Below are 13,658 nucleotides of genomic sequence, written 5' to 3' on the forward strand. Positions count from 1 at the left end.
CGTCATCGGCTCCTTCCACCGGCGCCCGCGGGCTGCCGGCGCGCGGTGCGGCGGCGGGCCGGGGGCGGCTCCTCCTCGGGCTCGGTGTCCTCGTCGGCGGCCGTGTCCGCCTCGTCGGCTCCCTCGTGTTCCTCGTCCGGCTCCTCGTCGGCGTACTCGTCGGCCTCCTCGTAGTCCTCCTCGGGCTCCTCGTCGGCGTACTCGTCGGACTCGTCGACGGGGCCCTCGTCCGTCTCCTCCGCGGGCTCCTCCTCGTCGTCCTCGGCGTACTCGGCGGCGGGCTCGGCGCCCTCCTCGCCCTCGTCCTCGGCGTACTCGGCGGCGGGCTCGGCGCCCTCCTCCTCGCCCTCCTCGTACTCGTCGCCGCGGTCGGCCTCCTCGGCGTACTCGGGGCGCTCCTCGGGCTCGCCCTCCTCCTCCCGGGCGCGCCGCTCCTCCTCGAGCGCCTCCTCGTGGGTCCGCACGACCTCGCCGTCGCGGATCTCGCCGCGCCAGCCCTCGATCTCGTCCTGGTGCAGCATCGCGGTGGTCATGGCGTGCCGGCGGAAGTGCTTGAACTCCAGGCGTGCGCGGCGGCCCTGCGCGCGCCAGATGTTGCCGGTGCGCTCGAACAGGCCCTGCGGGTGGTACTCGAGCACCAGCAGCACCCGGGTGAGGTTCGGGCCCAGCTCGGTGAAGCTCACCGCGCCGTCGACGTGCCCCTTGGCGCCCTTCGACCGCCACATGACGTGCGAGTCGGCGACCTGTTCCATGGTCGTCGCCTCCCACTCGCGGTGGGACAGGAAGATCTGCGCCTTCCAGTGGGTCTTCTCGTCGGCGATCTGGTCGACGCTCTCGACCTTCTTCATGAAGCCGGGGAAGTCGGCGTACTGCGTCCACAGGTCGTACGTGGTCCGCACGGGCAGGCCGACGTCCTGCTCCTCGACGATGTTGATCAGCTTGACCTTCTTGCCGCCGCCGCTGCCACCGCCTCCGCCCTCGGAGTCCTCGCCGCCGCCGAGCAGGCCGCCGACCTTCTCCTTCAGACCGGAGAAGAAGCCGCCCCCGCCGCCGTCGGACTCGTCGGAGTCGGCGTCCTCGTCGGTGTCGTCCTGCCCGCGGCCCAGCGCCTCGCGCAGCCCGGCGCCGCCGTTCTCGGTGACGGTGTCGAGACGGTCGGTCAGGTTCGTCACCCGGTCGGTCGCGGCCTCGGCCGCCCGTTGCACCAGCAGGGACAGCAGGCGCTGGCCGGCGTCCTTCAGCTGGTCGGCCGGGAGCGCCTCGGCGAGTTTCGGGGTGTCAGCCATCGGTGCTCCTCCGCTTGGTCGCGGTCCGGCCACGCCCGGAGGCGGCCTTCGCCCCGCCCGCGGCGGCCTTGGCCCCGGCCCGGGCGGTGGAGGTGCCCGCGGCCGCCGTGCGCCGTCCGGCACCGCGGGAGGCCGCCCCGCGCCCCGCACCCTGCGCCTTGGCCGTGCGGCGTCGCTTCGGCTGCTCCTCGGGCTCCTCGGCCTCGCCCTCGTCGGCCCCGTCGGAGTCGGCACGCACGTCGTCGCCCGAGTCGGGGGCCTCCTCGGCCTCGTCGTCGGCCCCACCGCCGAAGGCCTCCCGCGCGCTCGACACCGCGCTCTCGGTGGCATCGGTCCCCGCCTTCGCGGTGTCCCGGGCGGTGTCCGTGGCGCCGGACCCGGTCTCGCCGAGCGACTCGACCTTCTGGCCGACCCGGTCGGTCAGCGAGGCGACCTGGCGCGCCGCCACGGCCATCGCCGCGCCCTTGCCGGCCTCCAGCAGCCGCCCGCGGACCTGATCGGTCAGCGCCTGCAGCTCCGGGGAGCTGTTCAGCAGCTTGGTGCCCTGCGCCAGGAGCTCACCCGGCCCGCCGGCACGACGCCCGGCGGCCATCCCGCCGAGCATCAGGGCGAGCTTCATCTTCTTGGTACGTCCGAGGAAGTAGCCGCCGGCCACCCCGAGCGCCACCCGTGCGCCGCATTTCATCGTGCCTCCTCGTGTGGCGGCCGGCCCCGCTCGTGCCGGAGACCGACGTCACCGAACCGTCCGCGCCCGGGCCCCGTAGCCCGGGTCTGGCAGCATTTACCCGAACGGGTGGAGCCGCACACGCTCCTTACGGTTTCCCGACGATTTTGCGCCGTGCGGTTCACCCGCGCGGTCCGTTTACCGGCACGGCTGCGAGACGAATGCGTGAGGACCACTACGCACGCGCGACCAAGTTGCGCCGGACGGGGGTCTTTCACCCGGGCGGATCTGCCCGGGCCGGGCGGAGGCCCTCGGCCGGGGTCAGGAACCGGCCTTCGCCGCCGCCACGACGATCAGCACGATCAGCGCGACCAGCAGCAGCACCACGGTGATCGGCAACAGCACGATCGCGAGGACCAGGGCGAGGACGATCGCGACGCGCATCCCGGTGCTCATCGCCCCGACCGCACCCTTCAGGGCGCCCCAGATCGGGTTCTTCCCGGCCAGCCCGGCGCGCACGCCGCCGAGCAGCCCGCCGACGGCGACCCCGCCCGACGCGGCCATCTTCTGGATCGTCCCGCCGAGGTCCTCCACGCGCTCGAGGACGAGCCCGACAGAGGTCCGCAGCAGCGTGCGCAGCAGATCGCGGAGGCTGTCCTTGAGCTCGGCGACCGCGGCGTCCCGGCGCTCGACGGGGCCGGGCGCGGCAGGCCGGGTCCCGTTGCGCGGCCGCGGGGCCTCGTCGTCGATCTCCAGCGCCGTCGTGGGCCGCATCGGTGCTCCTCCCCGCTGCGCCGCCCGGGGGTGGCCGCGCTCGTGGCCGTCTACCCCGAACCGGGCCGGCACCACTCGCCCCGGGCCCCCTCCGGCGCCGAATACGCCCGTCCGTCCCAGCGCGACGTGTCGCGCGCTCCCCCGGGCGGCCGAGCCGGCCCGCCGCGGTGCCGGGGCCGCGGCGCGGTTCGCCGGGCCGCGCCCGGGTAGGGATCCGACATGGCGAGCATCGGCTACTTCCTGTCCTGCGAGCAGTACGGCCCCAAGGAGCTCGTCGCCCAAGCGCGGGCGGCGGAACGGGCGGGCTTCGCGAAGCTGTGGATCTCCGATCACTACCACCCCTGGAACGACGAGCAGGGCCAGAGCCCCTTCGTCTGGTCCGTGATCGGGGCGCTGTCCGAGGCGGTGTCGCTGCCGGTGAGCACCGCGGTCACCTGCCCGACGGTCCGCATCCACCCCGCCGTGATCGCGCAGGCCGCGGCGACCGCCGCCGTGCAGCTCGAGGGCCGGTTCGTGCTCGGCGTCGGCAGCGGCGAGCTGCTCAACGAGCACGTCCTCGGCGACGCCTGGCCCTCCGTCGGCGAGCGGCTGGCGATGCTGGAGGAGGCGGTCGAGGTGATCCGCCTGCTCCACCGGGCCGGGCGGGCAGGGGAGCAGGTCAGCCACCACGGCACCCACTACGAGGTCCAGGACGCGCGGATCTACACCCTCCCCGAGCAGCCGGTGCCGATCTACGTCTCCGGGTTCGGCCCGCAGGCCACCGAGCTGGCCGGGCGGATCGGCGACGGCTACTGCACCGTGGTGCCCGACGGCGACCTGGTCCGGACCTTCCGCGAGTCCGGCGGTGGGGACAAGCCGGTCCAGGCCGGGATGAAGGTCTGCTGGGAGCCCGACCGCGAGGCCGCGATCGACCGGGCGCACCGCCTCTGGGCCAACGACGCGCTACCGGGCCAGCTCGGCCAGACCCTCCCCCGCCCACAGGACTTCGCCGACGCGATGACGCTGGTGCCGCGCGAGCAGGTCGCCGAGGCCATCGTGTGCGGCGACGACCCGCAGGCCCACCTCGAGCGGGTCCGGCAGTACCTCGACGCCGGCGTCGACGAGGTGTACGTGCAGCAGGTCGGCGCCGACCACGAGGGCTTCTTCCGCGGGTGGGCCGAGAAGGTGCTGCCGCAGCTGTCCTGAGGAGGGGGCGTCCCGCGCTCGACCGCCACCACCGGAGCGAGCGGTACCGACGCGGCATGCCGGGAGCCCGGGCGGTGCCGGTGCCCCCGCATCGTAGGCTGGCCGGGTGCCGATGACCGCGAAGTACGCCACCACCTGCGGCGTCTGCTCGAACCCGATCCGGCCCGGCGCGGAGATCGCGAAGGCGGGCACCGCGTGGGCGCACGCCGCGTGCGCGGGCGGTGCGACGGCCGGGGGCGCCACCGGTGCCGCCACCCTGGCGGCCCGGCCCGCGCGCTCGGCGCCCCGGCCCGACATGCCCGCGGCCGACGGCGCGCTCGAGGTGTGGACGGACGGCGCGTGCTCGGGCAACCCGGGCCCCGGCGGCTGGGCCTGGGCCACCCGTGACGGGCGGCAGGACAGCGGCGGCGAGGCGGGCACCACCAACCAGCGCATGGAGATCCGCGCCGCCCTGGAGGCGGTGCGGTCGCTCGACGGCCCGCTCGTGGTGGTGAGCGACTCGACCTACGTCGTGAACTGCTTCCGGGACGGCTGGTGGAGGGGCTGGCTCGCCCGCGGCTGGACGACCAGCGCGCGCAAGCCGGTGGTGAGCCGCGACCTCTGGGAGCCGCTGATCACGCTCGTCAACGACCGCGGCGACGTGTCCTTCCGCTGGGTGAAGGGCCACTCCGGTGACCCGATGAACGACTTGGTCGACGCGCTGGCCGTGGAGCAGTCCCGCGCGGTCGCCTGAGCGGGGGCCCGGGGAGGGCCGGCCCGTTCAGCCGCTCGGGCGGCGACGTGTGCGGCCCAGCCGCGCCCACAACGTCGCCCCCAGCACCGTGACCAGGGCGGCGAACAGCACGGTCGGCCCGTTGAGCAGGGCCAGCCCGGCGAGCAGCCCGACCAGGCCGACGACGATCAGCAGCACCGCCAGGACGCGGCCCCCGCGGGCCGGGAACCTGCCGTGGCCGAGGCGTTCGGCGAAGCGCGGGTCCTCCATCCGGATCGCCGCCTCGATGTCCTGCAGCCGACGCCGGTCCTCGTCGCTCAGCATGGCTCCCCCTCGGCTCTCCCCGTGAGCGAACTACTCCGATCCCGGCTGGTCAACCGTCCTTCAGGGGGTCGTGCCCCCAGTTCATCAGCGAGTACCGCCACGTCGTCCCGGTGACGTCGCCCTTCGGCCGCTGCGCCAGGTGCCGGTGCACGTACCCGACGACCGTGCGCATGTGTTCCTCGTCGTCCTCGCCGACGTCGGCCTTCTTCTTCCGCAGGATCTCCACGATCCGCCGCCCCGACTCGTCCGACCGCAGCCACTTCTCGAGCTCGGCGGGGGCCATGTTGACCGCCTCGCCGAATCCCCGCGGACGTCCTGCGCGCTCCTACCGCTCACGCCGTCGTCGTTCCCGGCTGGAAGAGAACCTTGACGGCACCGTCGCGCTTCTCCTGGAACATCTTGTACGCGTCGGGCGCCGACTCCAACGGGACGTGGTGGGTCGCGAAGTCCTCGGTGCCCAGCGGGTCGTCGTCGGTGAGCAGCGGCAGCAGGTCCGGCACCCAGCGGTGCACGTTCGCCTGCCCCATCCGCAGCTGGATCTGCTTGTCGAACATCTGCAGCATCGGCAGCGGGTCGGCCATGCCGCCGTAGACCCCGGACAGCGAGACGGTGCCGCCGCGGCGGACGAGCTCGATCGCCATCTGCAGGGCGGCCAGCCGGTCGACGCCCGCGGTCTTCATGAACGGCGCGGCCAGCGCGTCGGGCAGGTAGCCGGCGAGCTGGTGGGCGATCTTGCCGAAGGGCGAGCCGTGCGCCTCCATCCCGACCGCGTCGATCACCGCGTCGGCGCCGCGGCCGCCGGTGAGCGCACGGACCGCGTCGGCGACGTCCTTGCCGGCGTCGCGCAGGTCGATGGTGGTCACACCGCGGTTCTGCGCCCGCTGGAGCCGCTCGGGCACCAGGTCGATGCCGATCACCGTCTCGACGCCGCGGTGCCGGGCGATCCGGGCGGCCATGTCGCCGATCGGGCCCAGCCCGAGGACGACGAGGCTGCCGTCGCGCGGCGGGTCGGCGTAGGCGACGGCCTGCCACGCCGTGGGCAGCACGTCGGAGAGGTAGACGAAGCGGTCGTCCGGCGGGCCCTCGGGCACCTTGATCGGCAGCTTGTCGCCGAACGGCACGCGCAGGAACTCCGCCTGCCCGCCCGGCACCTGCCCGTACAGCTTCGTGTAGCCGAACAGCGACGCGCCCATGCCCTGCTCGCGGTTCTGCGTGGTCTCGCACTGCGAGTGCAGCCCGTGCTCGCACATCCAGCAGGTCCCGCACGAGACGTTGAAGGGCACCACCACCCGGTCGCCGACCTCGAGCGAGGTCACCCCCGGGCCCTTCTCCGCGACGATCCCCATCGGCTCGTGGCCGAGGATGTCGCCCTCACCGAGGAACGGGCCGAGCACCTCGTACAGGTGCAGGTCGGAACCGCACAGCCCGGTCGAGGTGATCTGGACGATCACGTCGTCGGGGTCCTTGACGGACGGGTCCGGGTGGGTGTCCACCCGGACGTCGCGCTTGCCGTGCCAGGTGACCGCGCGCACGGGGTCTCCTCTCCGCCCCCGGTCGGGGGCGTTCGTCAGGCGGGGTACCGGTGCTCGTTGCGCAACCGGTCCGGGTGGGCCGCGTCGGCGGCGGAGGTGGCGGCCGTGGCCGCCACCGGGACCGCGGTCCCGTCGAGGTCCTCGTGGTCGCTGCCGGGGTGGTCGCTGCCGGGCCGCGTGCGGGCGGCGGGCACCTCGTCGACCGTCCGCTGCGTGCTCGGTCCGGTCGGTGCCGGGTCGAGCGTGCGGTTCGGCGCGGGTGCGGTCAGCATGCGGGTCTCCCGACTGGGTCCTCGGTCGTCCTGGGCGATACCCGCCCGTAAGGGCGGCAAACGGCCGCCGGCACGCACGCCCCTCGACGCCCGGGGGTTCCCGGGACCCGGACGGGCGTGCCAGCATGGGGGCACTCGGAGTCGCCGCGTTCAACCGCGCAGCGCGCGATTCTCCCGCCACGGGGAGGCGCCACCACCGATGCAGGACAGGGACATGGTCGAGATCGAGATCGAGGACCGTCCGGAACCGGACTACCTCGTCGCGCGCCTGCGCGGCGAGGTCGATCTCGCGAGCCTCGGGTGCTTCCGCACGGCGCTGCAGCGCCTCGCCGCCGCGGATCGCGTCGTGGTGGCCGTGAACCTCGACGACCTGCAGCACCTCTGCGCGAGCGGAGTCCGCGAACTGCTGTACCTGCGCGAGGACCTGGAACGCCGCGGCGGCGGGCTGCACCTGGTCTGCGACGAGCAGCGACCGGCGCGCATGATCCTGCGGGCCCTGGGGATCCCGGCGCTCGCCGCCCTGCCCGACACCGGTGCGACGGTCGACACCGGTGCGGCGGCCTACGCCGGGACGCGCAGCCGTCGGTCGGACTGACGGCCGTCCGAGGGCCCCTCCCCCCGGCCGGTTGAGGGGCCGGATCGGCGGGAAGCCGGGCCGCATGCCCCGATCACCCCGCGCCCGAGCGCCCCGTGCCCGGTCCTCCCGCAGAGCGTGCGCTGCGCACGTGCGGAGGTTCCGGTGACGCTGCCGCGGCCGGGGCTCACGGGTCGGTGGTCCACCGGGATCACGATGGCCCTGCTCGCGCTCGCCCCGTTCGTCCTGCTCTCCACGGCACCGTTGCTGTTCACCGGGGTGCTGGCGCAGGAGCTGGGGACCGACCGGGCGGGCCTGCAGCTGGGCCAGGGCCTGGCCAACGCCTCGTACGCCTTCAGCGTCGTGGTCGCCGCCGACCTGATCCGCCGGGTCCCACCCCGGCGGCTGTACCTGGGCTGCACCCTGCTCGTGGCGGTCGGGGCCGGGGTATCGGCGCTGGCCGGGTCGAACGGCGCCCTCGTCGCGGGCCGGGTCCTGCTGGGGCTGGGCAGCGGGATGCTGCTGGTCGTCTCGCTGCCACCCGCCGTCACCGGGCACGGCCCGCGGCCGATCCCGGTCACCGTCGCGCTGATCAACCTGGGGCTGTTCGGCGGGGCCGTGCTGGGCACGTCGATCGGCGGGTTCGCGGCGTCGCCGGGCGTCTGGCGGTGGGTGTTCGTCGCCGCCGCGGCGATCGCCCTGGCGGGCTTCGTGGTCGGGTTGCTGGGCTTCGAGCGCGGCGAGGCGGAGGCGCCACGGATGGGTTTCGACCCGTCCGGCATCCCGCTGGCCGCCGTCGCGACCTTCCTGCCGTTCGTGGGAGTGAGCGTGCTCGTGGGGCACGCGCCGACCTCGCCGGGCTTCCTCGTGCCGACGGTGGTGGGGCTGGCCGCCCTGGTGCTGCTCGTGGTCCGGGAGCACCGCAAGGAGGACCCGCTCATGCCGGCCCGGCTCATCGCGCACACGTTGCCGGTCACCGGGATCGGGGCGGCCATGGTCACCGGCGCGGGTTTCACCGCCTTCACCGAGCTCGCCGTGCTGCGCAGCCAGCAGGTGGAGGGGCACCCGCCCGAGGTCATCGGGGGCGCACTCGCGACCGAGACCGCGGGGATGCTGCTGGCGGTCTGGCTGATCGTCCGCGTGCTGCCCACCCGCTGGCTCCCGGCGCTCGTGCTCGGCGGGCTGCTCACCGTGTGCGCGGGCGGCGGGGTGCTGCTCACCGGCGGCGGGCTGGCGCGCACCGCGGTGGCGGGGTTCCTCCTCGGGCTGGGCGCCGGCACGGGGGTCGGGCCGGGGTTGTTCCTCGGCGCGCTCAGCGTCCCGGCGCCCCGGCTCGGGCCGGCGTTCGCGCTCGTCCAGCTGCTCCGGTCCGAGGCGGCGTTCCTGGCCGCGCCGGTGGTGCTGAAGCTGGCCATGTCCGGCGACCCGGCCGCGATCGAGCGGACGATCCTGCTCGGTGTCGTGGTCACCGGCGGCGGCGCCGTCGTCCTCACCGGCATCCTGCTGCTCGGCGGCACCGGCCCGCAGAAGCCCGACCTGCGACGGTGGACGGCGGGTGAGGGGACCGCCTTCCACTCCCGGCCGGTGGCGGCGGTACTGCGGGAGCGAGGCGGCGGGACGGACGTGTGAGGCCGGGGTGATCGGGTATGCGGGCCCCGGACACGTCCGGCGCCGGGGTGATCGGGTACGCGGGCACCGGACACGTCCGGCCGGCACACCACGCAGCGAGGGGAGGCCCCCGTGCAGGACCGCGAGGACCGGGAGACCCGCACCGGGCCCGACACCGCGACCGACCCGGCGACCGACGCCGGGTCCGGGGCCCGCGCGGAGACCGCCCGCAGTGACGAGCGGGTGCACGAGCAGCGGGTGCACGAGGAGCGGGTGCACGAGGAGCGGGTGCACGAGGAGCGGGTGCACGAGCAGCGGGTCGACGAGCTGGCCCAGCAGTTGAACGTGGCCCACAACTGCTCGCCGCCCCGCCCGGGCGACCCCGACTACTGACGACCGGCCCCTCGCCGATCCCGCCACCGCATGATGGAGCCATACTGCGCTTCAGAGCCGCCCTCGAGCAGCGTTATGGAACCATGATGCGCTCCAGCCCGGCCCAGATCCGCGTTGTGGAGCCATACTGCACTTCGGCGCCCGGTCGAGACGGCGTTGCCGAGTGTGGTGCGGTCGGAGGTCAGGCGTAGATGCGCTTGTGGGCCGCGCGGATCACGCCGCGGTAGACCGGTCCCAGGCGGCCCGAGGCGGCGAGGGCGGCGCGGGCCGCGTTGGCGCCCGCCCCGCCGTGCACCGCGCCGCCGGGGTGCGCGGAGGAGCCCGCGAGGAACAACCGGTCGATCGGGGTGTCCGCCCGACCCAGGCCGGGGACGGGCCGGAACACCAGCTGCTGGTGCACCGCCGCGGTGCCGGCGTTGATCGCCCCGTCGACCAGGGCGGGGTTGCGCCGCTGCAGGTCGGGGGGCCCGGCGACGCTGCGGGCGCGGATCAGGTCCCGGAAGCCCGGGGCGTTGCGCTCCACCGTGCGCTCGACGAGGTCGGCGTGCCGGAGCACGTCGGCCTCGCCCCAGCCCAGCCCGCGCGGCACGTGCGTGTACGCCCAGGCGCACTCGGTGCCCGCCGGGGAACGCACCGGATCGGCGGTGGTCATCTGCCCGAACAGCAGGAACGGCTCCCGCGGCACCCGCCCGGCCGTGAGGTCGCCGGCGTAGCCGCGCAGCCCGTCCAGGTCCGCACCGAGGTGCACCGTGCCCGCCCCGCGGGCCTCCGCCGCCGTCCAGGGCACCGGCCCGTCGAGCGCCCAGTCGAGCTTGACGGTCGCGGTGTCCCACTGGAACCGCTCGAGGTCGCGGACGAACCGGGGCGGCAGGTTCGCCTCCCCGACCAGGTCCCGATAGAGCACCGGCGCCGGCAGGTCCGCGAGCACGGCGCGGCGGGCCGTGACCGGCGTGCCCTCGGCGTCGCGCACCCCGGCCGCCCGACCGGAGCGCAGCAGGACCTCGCGGACCGGGCGCCCGCACTCGACCCGGCCGCCGCGTTCCTCCAGCCGCGCCAGCAGCGCGTCGACGATCCGCCCGGCGCCGCCCTCGGGCACCGGGAAGCCGACGTCCTGGCCCAGCATGCCGAGCAGCCAGCCGAACACCGCGCTGCCCGCGGCGTCCGGCCCGAGGTCGGTGTGCAGCGCGTTGCCGGCCAGCAGCAGCGCGGCGCCCTCCCCGGCGAAGCGCTCCTCGGCGAACCGCCGGACCGGTTGGACGATCATGCGCGCGAACCGCAGCGCGTCGGCGGTGCCGAGCGCGCGCAGCAGCCGCGGGGTGCCCCGGACCGGCGGGAACGGGCGCAGCACGGTCTCCAGCAACGGGTCCCGGATGCGCGCCCACTCCCCCGCCAGCTCGCGCCAGGCCGCCCCGTCCCCCGGGGCGAACGCGTCGAGCGAGCCGGCCGTGATGTCGAGGTCCCGGGACAGCAGGACGCCGCGGTCGTCCGGGGTGACGTGCGCGAGGACCTCGGGGGCGTGCCGCCAGCGCAGGCCGTACCGGTCGAGGCCGAGCTCGCGCAGCACCGGCGACGCCGCCCCGAGCGGGTAGAAGGCGCTGAACAGGTCGCTGTGGAACCCGGGGGCGGTGATCTCGGCGGTGCGCACGGCGCCGCCCGGGGCGTCCGCGGCCTCCAGGACCAGGACGCTCCAGCCGGCGTCGGCGAGCACGTTGGCCGCCACCAGCCCGTTGTGCCCCGCCCCGACGACGACGGCGTCGGCATCGGCGTCGCCGGCCCCCGTCATGTCCGGCGCCGGGCGAGGGCGTCGAGGCGGGCCAGGGACTCCCGGTTCCGCAACACCAGCAGGGCCTGCTGGATCGGCGGCGGGACGAGCACGGCGGGCCCGGACTCCGCGTGCTCGGTGATGCCGACCCTGGTGCCGTCCGGTTCCGGGCGCAGCGAGATCCGCACCCGCGCCGCTCCCGACGGCCAGGCGTGCGCCCTGAGCTCCAGGAGGCGTTCCGGCTCGCAGGCCACCACCTCGGTGCGATCCTTGATCAGCAGCGGCCAGCTGCCGACGCTGTGGTGCAACCGCGTGCCGACGGCCGGGTAGCCCTCGTCGACCGCCCGCATGTGGGTGGCACCCACGACCCACAACGGGTAGTTCCAGCCGTCGGCGAGCACCTGCCACACCCGGGCCGGCTCCACGGCCACGAACCGGTCGACCTCCATCGCGCTCCCTTCCCGGATCGGTCTCACCGGCGCGCCGCCAGGCGGCCGGCCACTGTTCCCACGACGACGCCGGCCGCGATCCCGGCCGCGAGCCGCCGCGCCCCCTCGCGTCCCGGCCCGTTCCAGCCACCGTGCACCCGCCGGGGCCCGTCGGGCGGCTCGTCGAGGGTCCCCCGGTCCCGGCCGGACCCGCCGGGGCGGGCCAGCACGTACCGGTGCACCTCCTCGGCGAAGAACCGCTCGGCGCTCTCCGGCCACACCTTGTGCTGCAGCAGGATCAGCCGGGCCAGCACGCCGCCCGCCACGACCTCGCGGCGGGGCCGGCGGATCTGGTTCACCACGATGCGGGCGACGCGTTCGGGGGTGTACGTCGGCGCGGCCAGTCGCGGCCGTGCGCCCGTGCGGTTCGCGGCGGCCCGCCAGATCGGCGTGTCGACGGCCGCGGGCAGGACCGTGCCCACCCGCACCCCGCGCACGCCCGAGGTGCGCAGCTCCTGGCGCAGGCTCACCCCGAGCGCGCGGATCGCGAACTTCGCCATCGAGTAGGAGGCGCCGTAGGGCAGGGCGACGATCCCCAGCACGGACGAGACGTTCACGATCACGCCGCGGTCGCGCTCCACCATCCCGGGCAGCGCGGCGCGGCAGCCGTGGACGTATCCCATGAGGTCGACGTCGAGGACCCGCCGGACGTCGTCGAGCGGGACGTCGAGGAAGGCCCCGAACTCGACGACGCCGGCGCAGTTCACCCACGCGTCGATCCGCCCGAACCGGGTGGTCGCCTCCCGCACCACGCCCTCGACGGCCGCGAGGTCGGCGACGTCGGCGGGGGCCGGGTGCAGGCCGTGTCCGGTCTGCAGCTCGCTCAGGGCGGCGGCGTCGCGGGCCACGCCCACCACCGTCGCGCCGCGCCGGAGCAGGTCGAGCGCGGTCGCCCGCCCGATGCCGCTCGACGCGCCGGTCACCACCACGACGCTCCCCGCGATCTCCACGTCGGCGAGCTACCCGTCCCCGCCCGCGTCACACGTCGTCGCGCAGGGATCGACGGGACTCAGCCCGGCATGGTCTCGCCGCCGACCGGTGCGAGCACCTCGCCGGTGTAGTACGAGGACAGCGTCGGCGAGGCGAAGAAGACGTACGAGGGCGCGATCTCGTCCGGCGCGGCGGCGCGCCCCATCGGGACCTGCTCACCGAAGGACTCGACCTTCCCCGGCGGCATCGTCGCCGGGATCAGCGGGGTCCACACCGGGCCGGGCGCCACGCAGTTGACCCGGATGTTCCGGTCGACCAGGGACTGGGCCAGCGAGTAGGTCAGCGCCGTGACCGCGCCCTTGGTCGCCGAGTAGTCGATGAGACTCTTGTTGCCGCGCAGGCCGTTGACCGAGCCGGTGTTGATGATCGCCGAGCCCTCGGGCAGGTGCGGCAGGGCCGCCCGGATGACCCGGTAGAAGCTGTGGATGTTCACGTCGAACGTCCGCAACCAGCGCTCGTCGCCGATCTCCTCCGGCGCGTCGACCGGGTCCTGGGTGGCGATGTTGTTGACCACCACGTCCAGCCGGCCCAGCTCGGCGACGGTCCGCTCCACCACGTCGACGCAGTGCTGCCCGTCGCCGAGGTCGCCGCGCAGGGTCAGGCACCGACGGCCCTCGGCACGGACGAGCTTCGCGGTGTGCTCGGCGTCGTCGTCCTCGGAGAGGTAGGCCAGTGCGACGTCGGCCCCCTCCTTGGCGAAGGCCGCGCACACCGCCCGCCCGATCCCGGAGTCGCCGCCGGTCACCAGCGCGACCTTGCCGGCCAGGAGGTCGCGGCCGGCATACCCGCGCATCTCGTCGGACGGCTCGGGTTCCATCTCCGCCGTGCGACCCGGCGGCTCCTGCTGCTGTGCCGGCTGCTCCGGCGCCATCAGCGGTCCTGCCCGCGCCGGTCGTCCTCGGGCCGGCCGGCGCTCTCGGCCTCGTCCGCGCCGGCACCGGGGAAGGCCGCAGCCTGCGGCTGCTCCGGACCCGGACCCGGATCCACCTCGGGGTCACCCGTGATGGTCGACTCCCGCAGGATCTGCTCGGTCACGGTCTCGTCGTGCTCGTCGCGTGCGGTCATGCCCCGGGCGTAACCGGCCCACGGCGTAC

The 13,658-nt window shown here is 75.1% G+C and carries 17 protein-coding genes; 5 read left to right on the plus strand and 12 right to left on the minus strand.

The features are described 5' to 3' along the window. Nucleotides 1–2 precede the first annotated feature (2 nt). From ACL02T_RS31410 to ACL02T_RS31420, 3 genes are all read right to left on the minus strand, one after another. On the minus strand, nt 3–1,286 hold the full coding sequence (locus ACL02T_RS31410) for an SRPBCC family protein (RefSeq protein WP_412834432.1): 1,284 nt from the start codon (nt 1,284–1,286) through the stop codon (nt 3–5). Further along, nucleotides 1,279–1,971: a hypothetical protein gene (locus ACL02T_RS31415; protein WP_412834433.1), complete on the minus strand. Its 693-nt coding sequence runs from the start codon at nt 1,969–1,971 to the stop codon at nt 1,279–1,281. Before ACL02T_RS31415 ends, ACL02T_RS31410 begins: the two co-directional genes overlap by 8 nt. A 300-nt stretch (nt 1,972–2,271) precedes the next feature. After that, nucleotides 2,272–2,724 carry a hypothetical protein gene (locus ACL02T_RS31420; RefSeq protein ID WP_412834434.1) on the minus strand — a complete coding sequence of 151 codons (453 nt, stop codon included), beginning with the start codon at nt 2,722–2,724 and terminating at the stop codon, nt 2,272–2,274. 219 nt (nt 2,725–2,943) lie between these two features. Here ACL02T_RS31420 and ACL02T_RS31425 point away from each other — a divergent pair, with 219 nt between their 5' ends. Beyond that, on the plus strand, nt 2,944–3,909 hold the full coding sequence (locus ACL02T_RS31425; RefSeq protein WP_412834435.1) for a TIGR03557 family F420-dependent LLM class oxidoreductase: 966 nt from the start codon (nt 2,944–2,946) through the stop codon (nt 3,907–3,909). Nucleotides 3,910–4,021: 112 nt separating this feature from the next. After that, nucleotides 4,022–4,642, plus strand: coding sequence for a ribonuclease H family protein (locus ACL02T_RS31430; protein ID WP_412834476.1), 621 nt, complete (start codon nt 4,022–4,024; stop codon nt 4,640–4,642). Nucleotides 4,643–4,669: 27 nt separating this feature from the next. Here the strand turns inward: ACL02T_RS31430 and ACL02T_RS31435 are convergent, their stop codons facing one another. Genes ACL02T_RS31435 through ACL02T_RS31450 form a run of 4 tightly spaced genes read right to left on the minus strand, consistent with a single transcriptional unit; the run spans nt 4,670 to nt 6,749 of the window. Then, the gene (locus ACL02T_RS31435) at nt 4,670–4,945 is read right to left on the minus strand and encodes a DUF3040 domain-containing protein (protein ID WP_412834436.1); all 276 of its coding nucleotides are present in this window, start codon (nt 4,943–4,945) and stop codon (nt 4,670–4,672) included. A gap of 49 nt (nt 4,946–4,994) precedes the next feature. Further along, complete coding sequence (locus ACL02T_RS31440; RefSeq protein ID WP_412834437.1) at nt 4,995–5,228, minus strand: DUF3140 domain-containing protein; 234 nt, start codon at nt 5,226–5,228, stop codon at nt 4,995–4,997. 49 nt (nt 5,229–5,277) lie between these two features. Continuing rightward, entirely contained in the window at nt 5,278–6,477 is a 1,200-nt protein-coding gene (locus tag ACL02T_RS31445) for an alcohol dehydrogenase catalytic domain-containing protein (RefSeq protein WP_412834438.1), read from the minus strand. A 35-nt stretch (nt 6,478–6,512) separates the two neighbouring features. Further along, entirely contained in the window at nt 6,513–6,749 is a 237-nt protein-coding gene (locus tag ACL02T_RS31450) for a hypothetical protein (RefSeq protein WP_412834439.1), read from the minus strand. A gap of 199 nt (nt 6,750–6,948) precedes the next feature. Between ACL02T_RS31450 and ACL02T_RS31455 the strand changes: the two genes are divergently transcribed. The 3 genes from ACL02T_RS31455 (at nt 6,949) to ACL02T_RS31465 (ending at nt 9,324) form a co-directional block, all read left to right on the plus strand. Beyond that, complete coding sequence (locus ACL02T_RS31455; RefSeq protein WP_412834440.1) at nt 6,949–7,344, plus strand: STAS domain-containing protein; 396 nt, start codon at nt 6,949–6,951, stop codon at nt 7,342–7,344. A gap of 144 nt (nt 7,345–7,488) precedes the next feature. Continuing rightward, a complete protein-coding gene (locus tag ACL02T_RS31460) occupies nt 7,489–8,952 on the plus strand; it encodes an MFS transporter (RefSeq protein ID WP_412834441.1) in 1,464 nt (487 codons plus the stop codon). 111 nt (nt 8,953–9,063) lie between these two features. Beyond that, nucleotides 9,064–9,324 carry a hypothetical protein gene (locus ACL02T_RS31465; protein WP_412834442.1) on the plus strand — a complete coding sequence of 87 codons (261 nt, stop codon included), beginning with the start codon at nt 9,064–9,066 and terminating at the stop codon, nt 9,322–9,324. 181 nt (nt 9,325–9,505) lie between these two features. Here the strand turns inward: ACL02T_RS31465 and ACL02T_RS31470 are convergent, their stop codons facing one another. From ACL02T_RS31470 to ACL02T_RS31490, 5 genes are read right to left on the minus strand one after another with little or no spacing between them, the layout of a single operon-like run. Further along, on the minus strand, nt 9,506–11,107 hold the full coding sequence (locus ACL02T_RS31470; RefSeq protein ID WP_412834443.1) for a phytoene desaturase family protein: 1,602 nt from the start codon (nt 11,105–11,107) through the stop codon (nt 9,506–9,508). Further along, nucleotides 11,104–11,535, minus strand: a complete 432-nt coding sequence (locus tag ACL02T_RS31475) for an SRPBCC family protein (RefSeq protein ID WP_412834444.1) — start codon at nt 11,533–11,535, stop codon at nt 11,104–11,106. Before ACL02T_RS31475 ends, ACL02T_RS31470 begins: the two co-directional genes overlap by 4 nt. Nucleotides 11,536–11,558: 23 nt before the next feature. Further along, complete coding sequence (locus ACL02T_RS31480) at nt 11,559–12,524, minus strand: SDR family NAD(P)-dependent oxidoreductase (RefSeq protein WP_412834445.1); 966 nt, start codon at nt 12,522–12,524, stop codon at nt 11,559–11,561. Between the two features lie 59 nt (nt 12,525–12,583). Then, nucleotides 12,584–13,435: an SDR family oxidoreductase gene (locus ACL02T_RS31485; protein ID WP_412834446.1), complete on the minus strand. Its 852-nt coding sequence runs from the start codon at nt 13,433–13,435 to the stop codon at nt 12,584–12,586. Beyond that, entirely contained in the window at nt 13,435–13,629 is a 195-nt protein-coding gene (locus ACL02T_RS31490; RefSeq protein WP_412834447.1) for a hypothetical protein, read from the minus strand. Before ACL02T_RS31490 ends, ACL02T_RS31485 begins: the two co-directional genes overlap by 1 nt. Nucleotides 13,630–13,658 lie beyond the last annotated feature (29 nt).

The sequence above is a fragment of the Pseudonocardia oceanicola genome, from assembly GCF_047200735.1.
In the GTDB taxonomy this organism is placed as follows: domain Bacteria; phylum Actinomycetota; class Actinomycetes; order Mycobacteriales; family Pseudonocardiaceae; genus Pseudonocardia.

What these genes read in the sequence shown, in the direction of transcription:
- ACL02T_RS31485 (WP_412834446.1), bottom strand. Translation starts at nt 13,435, where the DNA reads ATGGCGCCGGAGCAGCCGGCACAGCAGCAGGAGCCGCCGGGTCGCACG.
- ACL02T_RS31475 (WP_412834444.1), bottom strand. Translation starts at nt 11,535, where the DNA reads ATGGAGGTCGACCGGTTCGTGGCCGTGGAGCCGGCCCGGGTGTGGCAG.
- ACL02T_RS31470 (WP_412834443.1), bottom strand. Translation starts at nt 11,107, where the DNA reads ATGACGGGGGCCGGCGACGCCGATGCCGACGCCGTCGTCGTCGGGGCG.
- ACL02T_RS31415 (WP_412834433.1), bottom strand. Translation starts at nt 1,971, where the DNA reads ATGAAATGCGGCGCACGGGTGGCGCTCGGGGTGGCCGGCGGCTACTTC.
- ACL02T_RS31440 (WP_412834437.1), bottom strand. Translation starts at nt 5,228, where the DNA reads ATGGCCCCCGCCGAGCTCGAGAAGTGGCTGCGGTCGGACGAGTCGGGG.
- ACL02T_RS31430 (WP_412834476.1), top strand. Translation starts at nt 4,022, where the DNA reads ATGACCGCGAAGTACGCCACCACCTGCGGCGTCTGCTCGAACCCGATC.
- ACL02T_RS31450 (WP_412834439.1), bottom strand. Translation starts at nt 6,749, where the DNA reads ATGCTGACCGCACCCGCGCCGAACCGCACGCTCGACCCGGCACCGACC.
- ACL02T_RS31425 (WP_412834435.1), top strand. Translation starts at nt 2,944, where the DNA reads ATGGCGAGCATCGGCTACTTCCTGTCCTGCGAGCAGTACGGCCCCAAG.
- ACL02T_RS31490 (WP_412834447.1), bottom strand. Translation starts at nt 13,629, where the DNA reads ATGACCGCACGCGACGAGCACGACGAGACCGTGACCGAGCAGATCCTG.
- ACL02T_RS31420 (WP_412834434.1), bottom strand. Translation starts at nt 2,724, where the DNA reads ATGCGGCCCACGACGGCGCTGGAGATCGACGACGAGGCCCCGCGGCCG.
- ACL02T_RS31435 (WP_412834436.1), bottom strand. Translation starts at nt 4,945, where the DNA reads ATGCTGAGCGACGAGGACCGGCGTCGGCTGCAGGACATCGAGGCGGCG.
- ACL02T_RS31455 (WP_412834440.1), top strand. Translation starts at nt 6,949, where the DNA reads ATGCAGGACAGGGACATGGTCGAGATCGAGATCGAGGACCGTCCGGAA.
- ACL02T_RS31410 (WP_412834432.1), bottom strand. Translation starts at nt 1,286, where the DNA reads ATGGCTGACACCCCGAAACTCGCCGAGGCGCTCCCGGCCGACCAGCTG.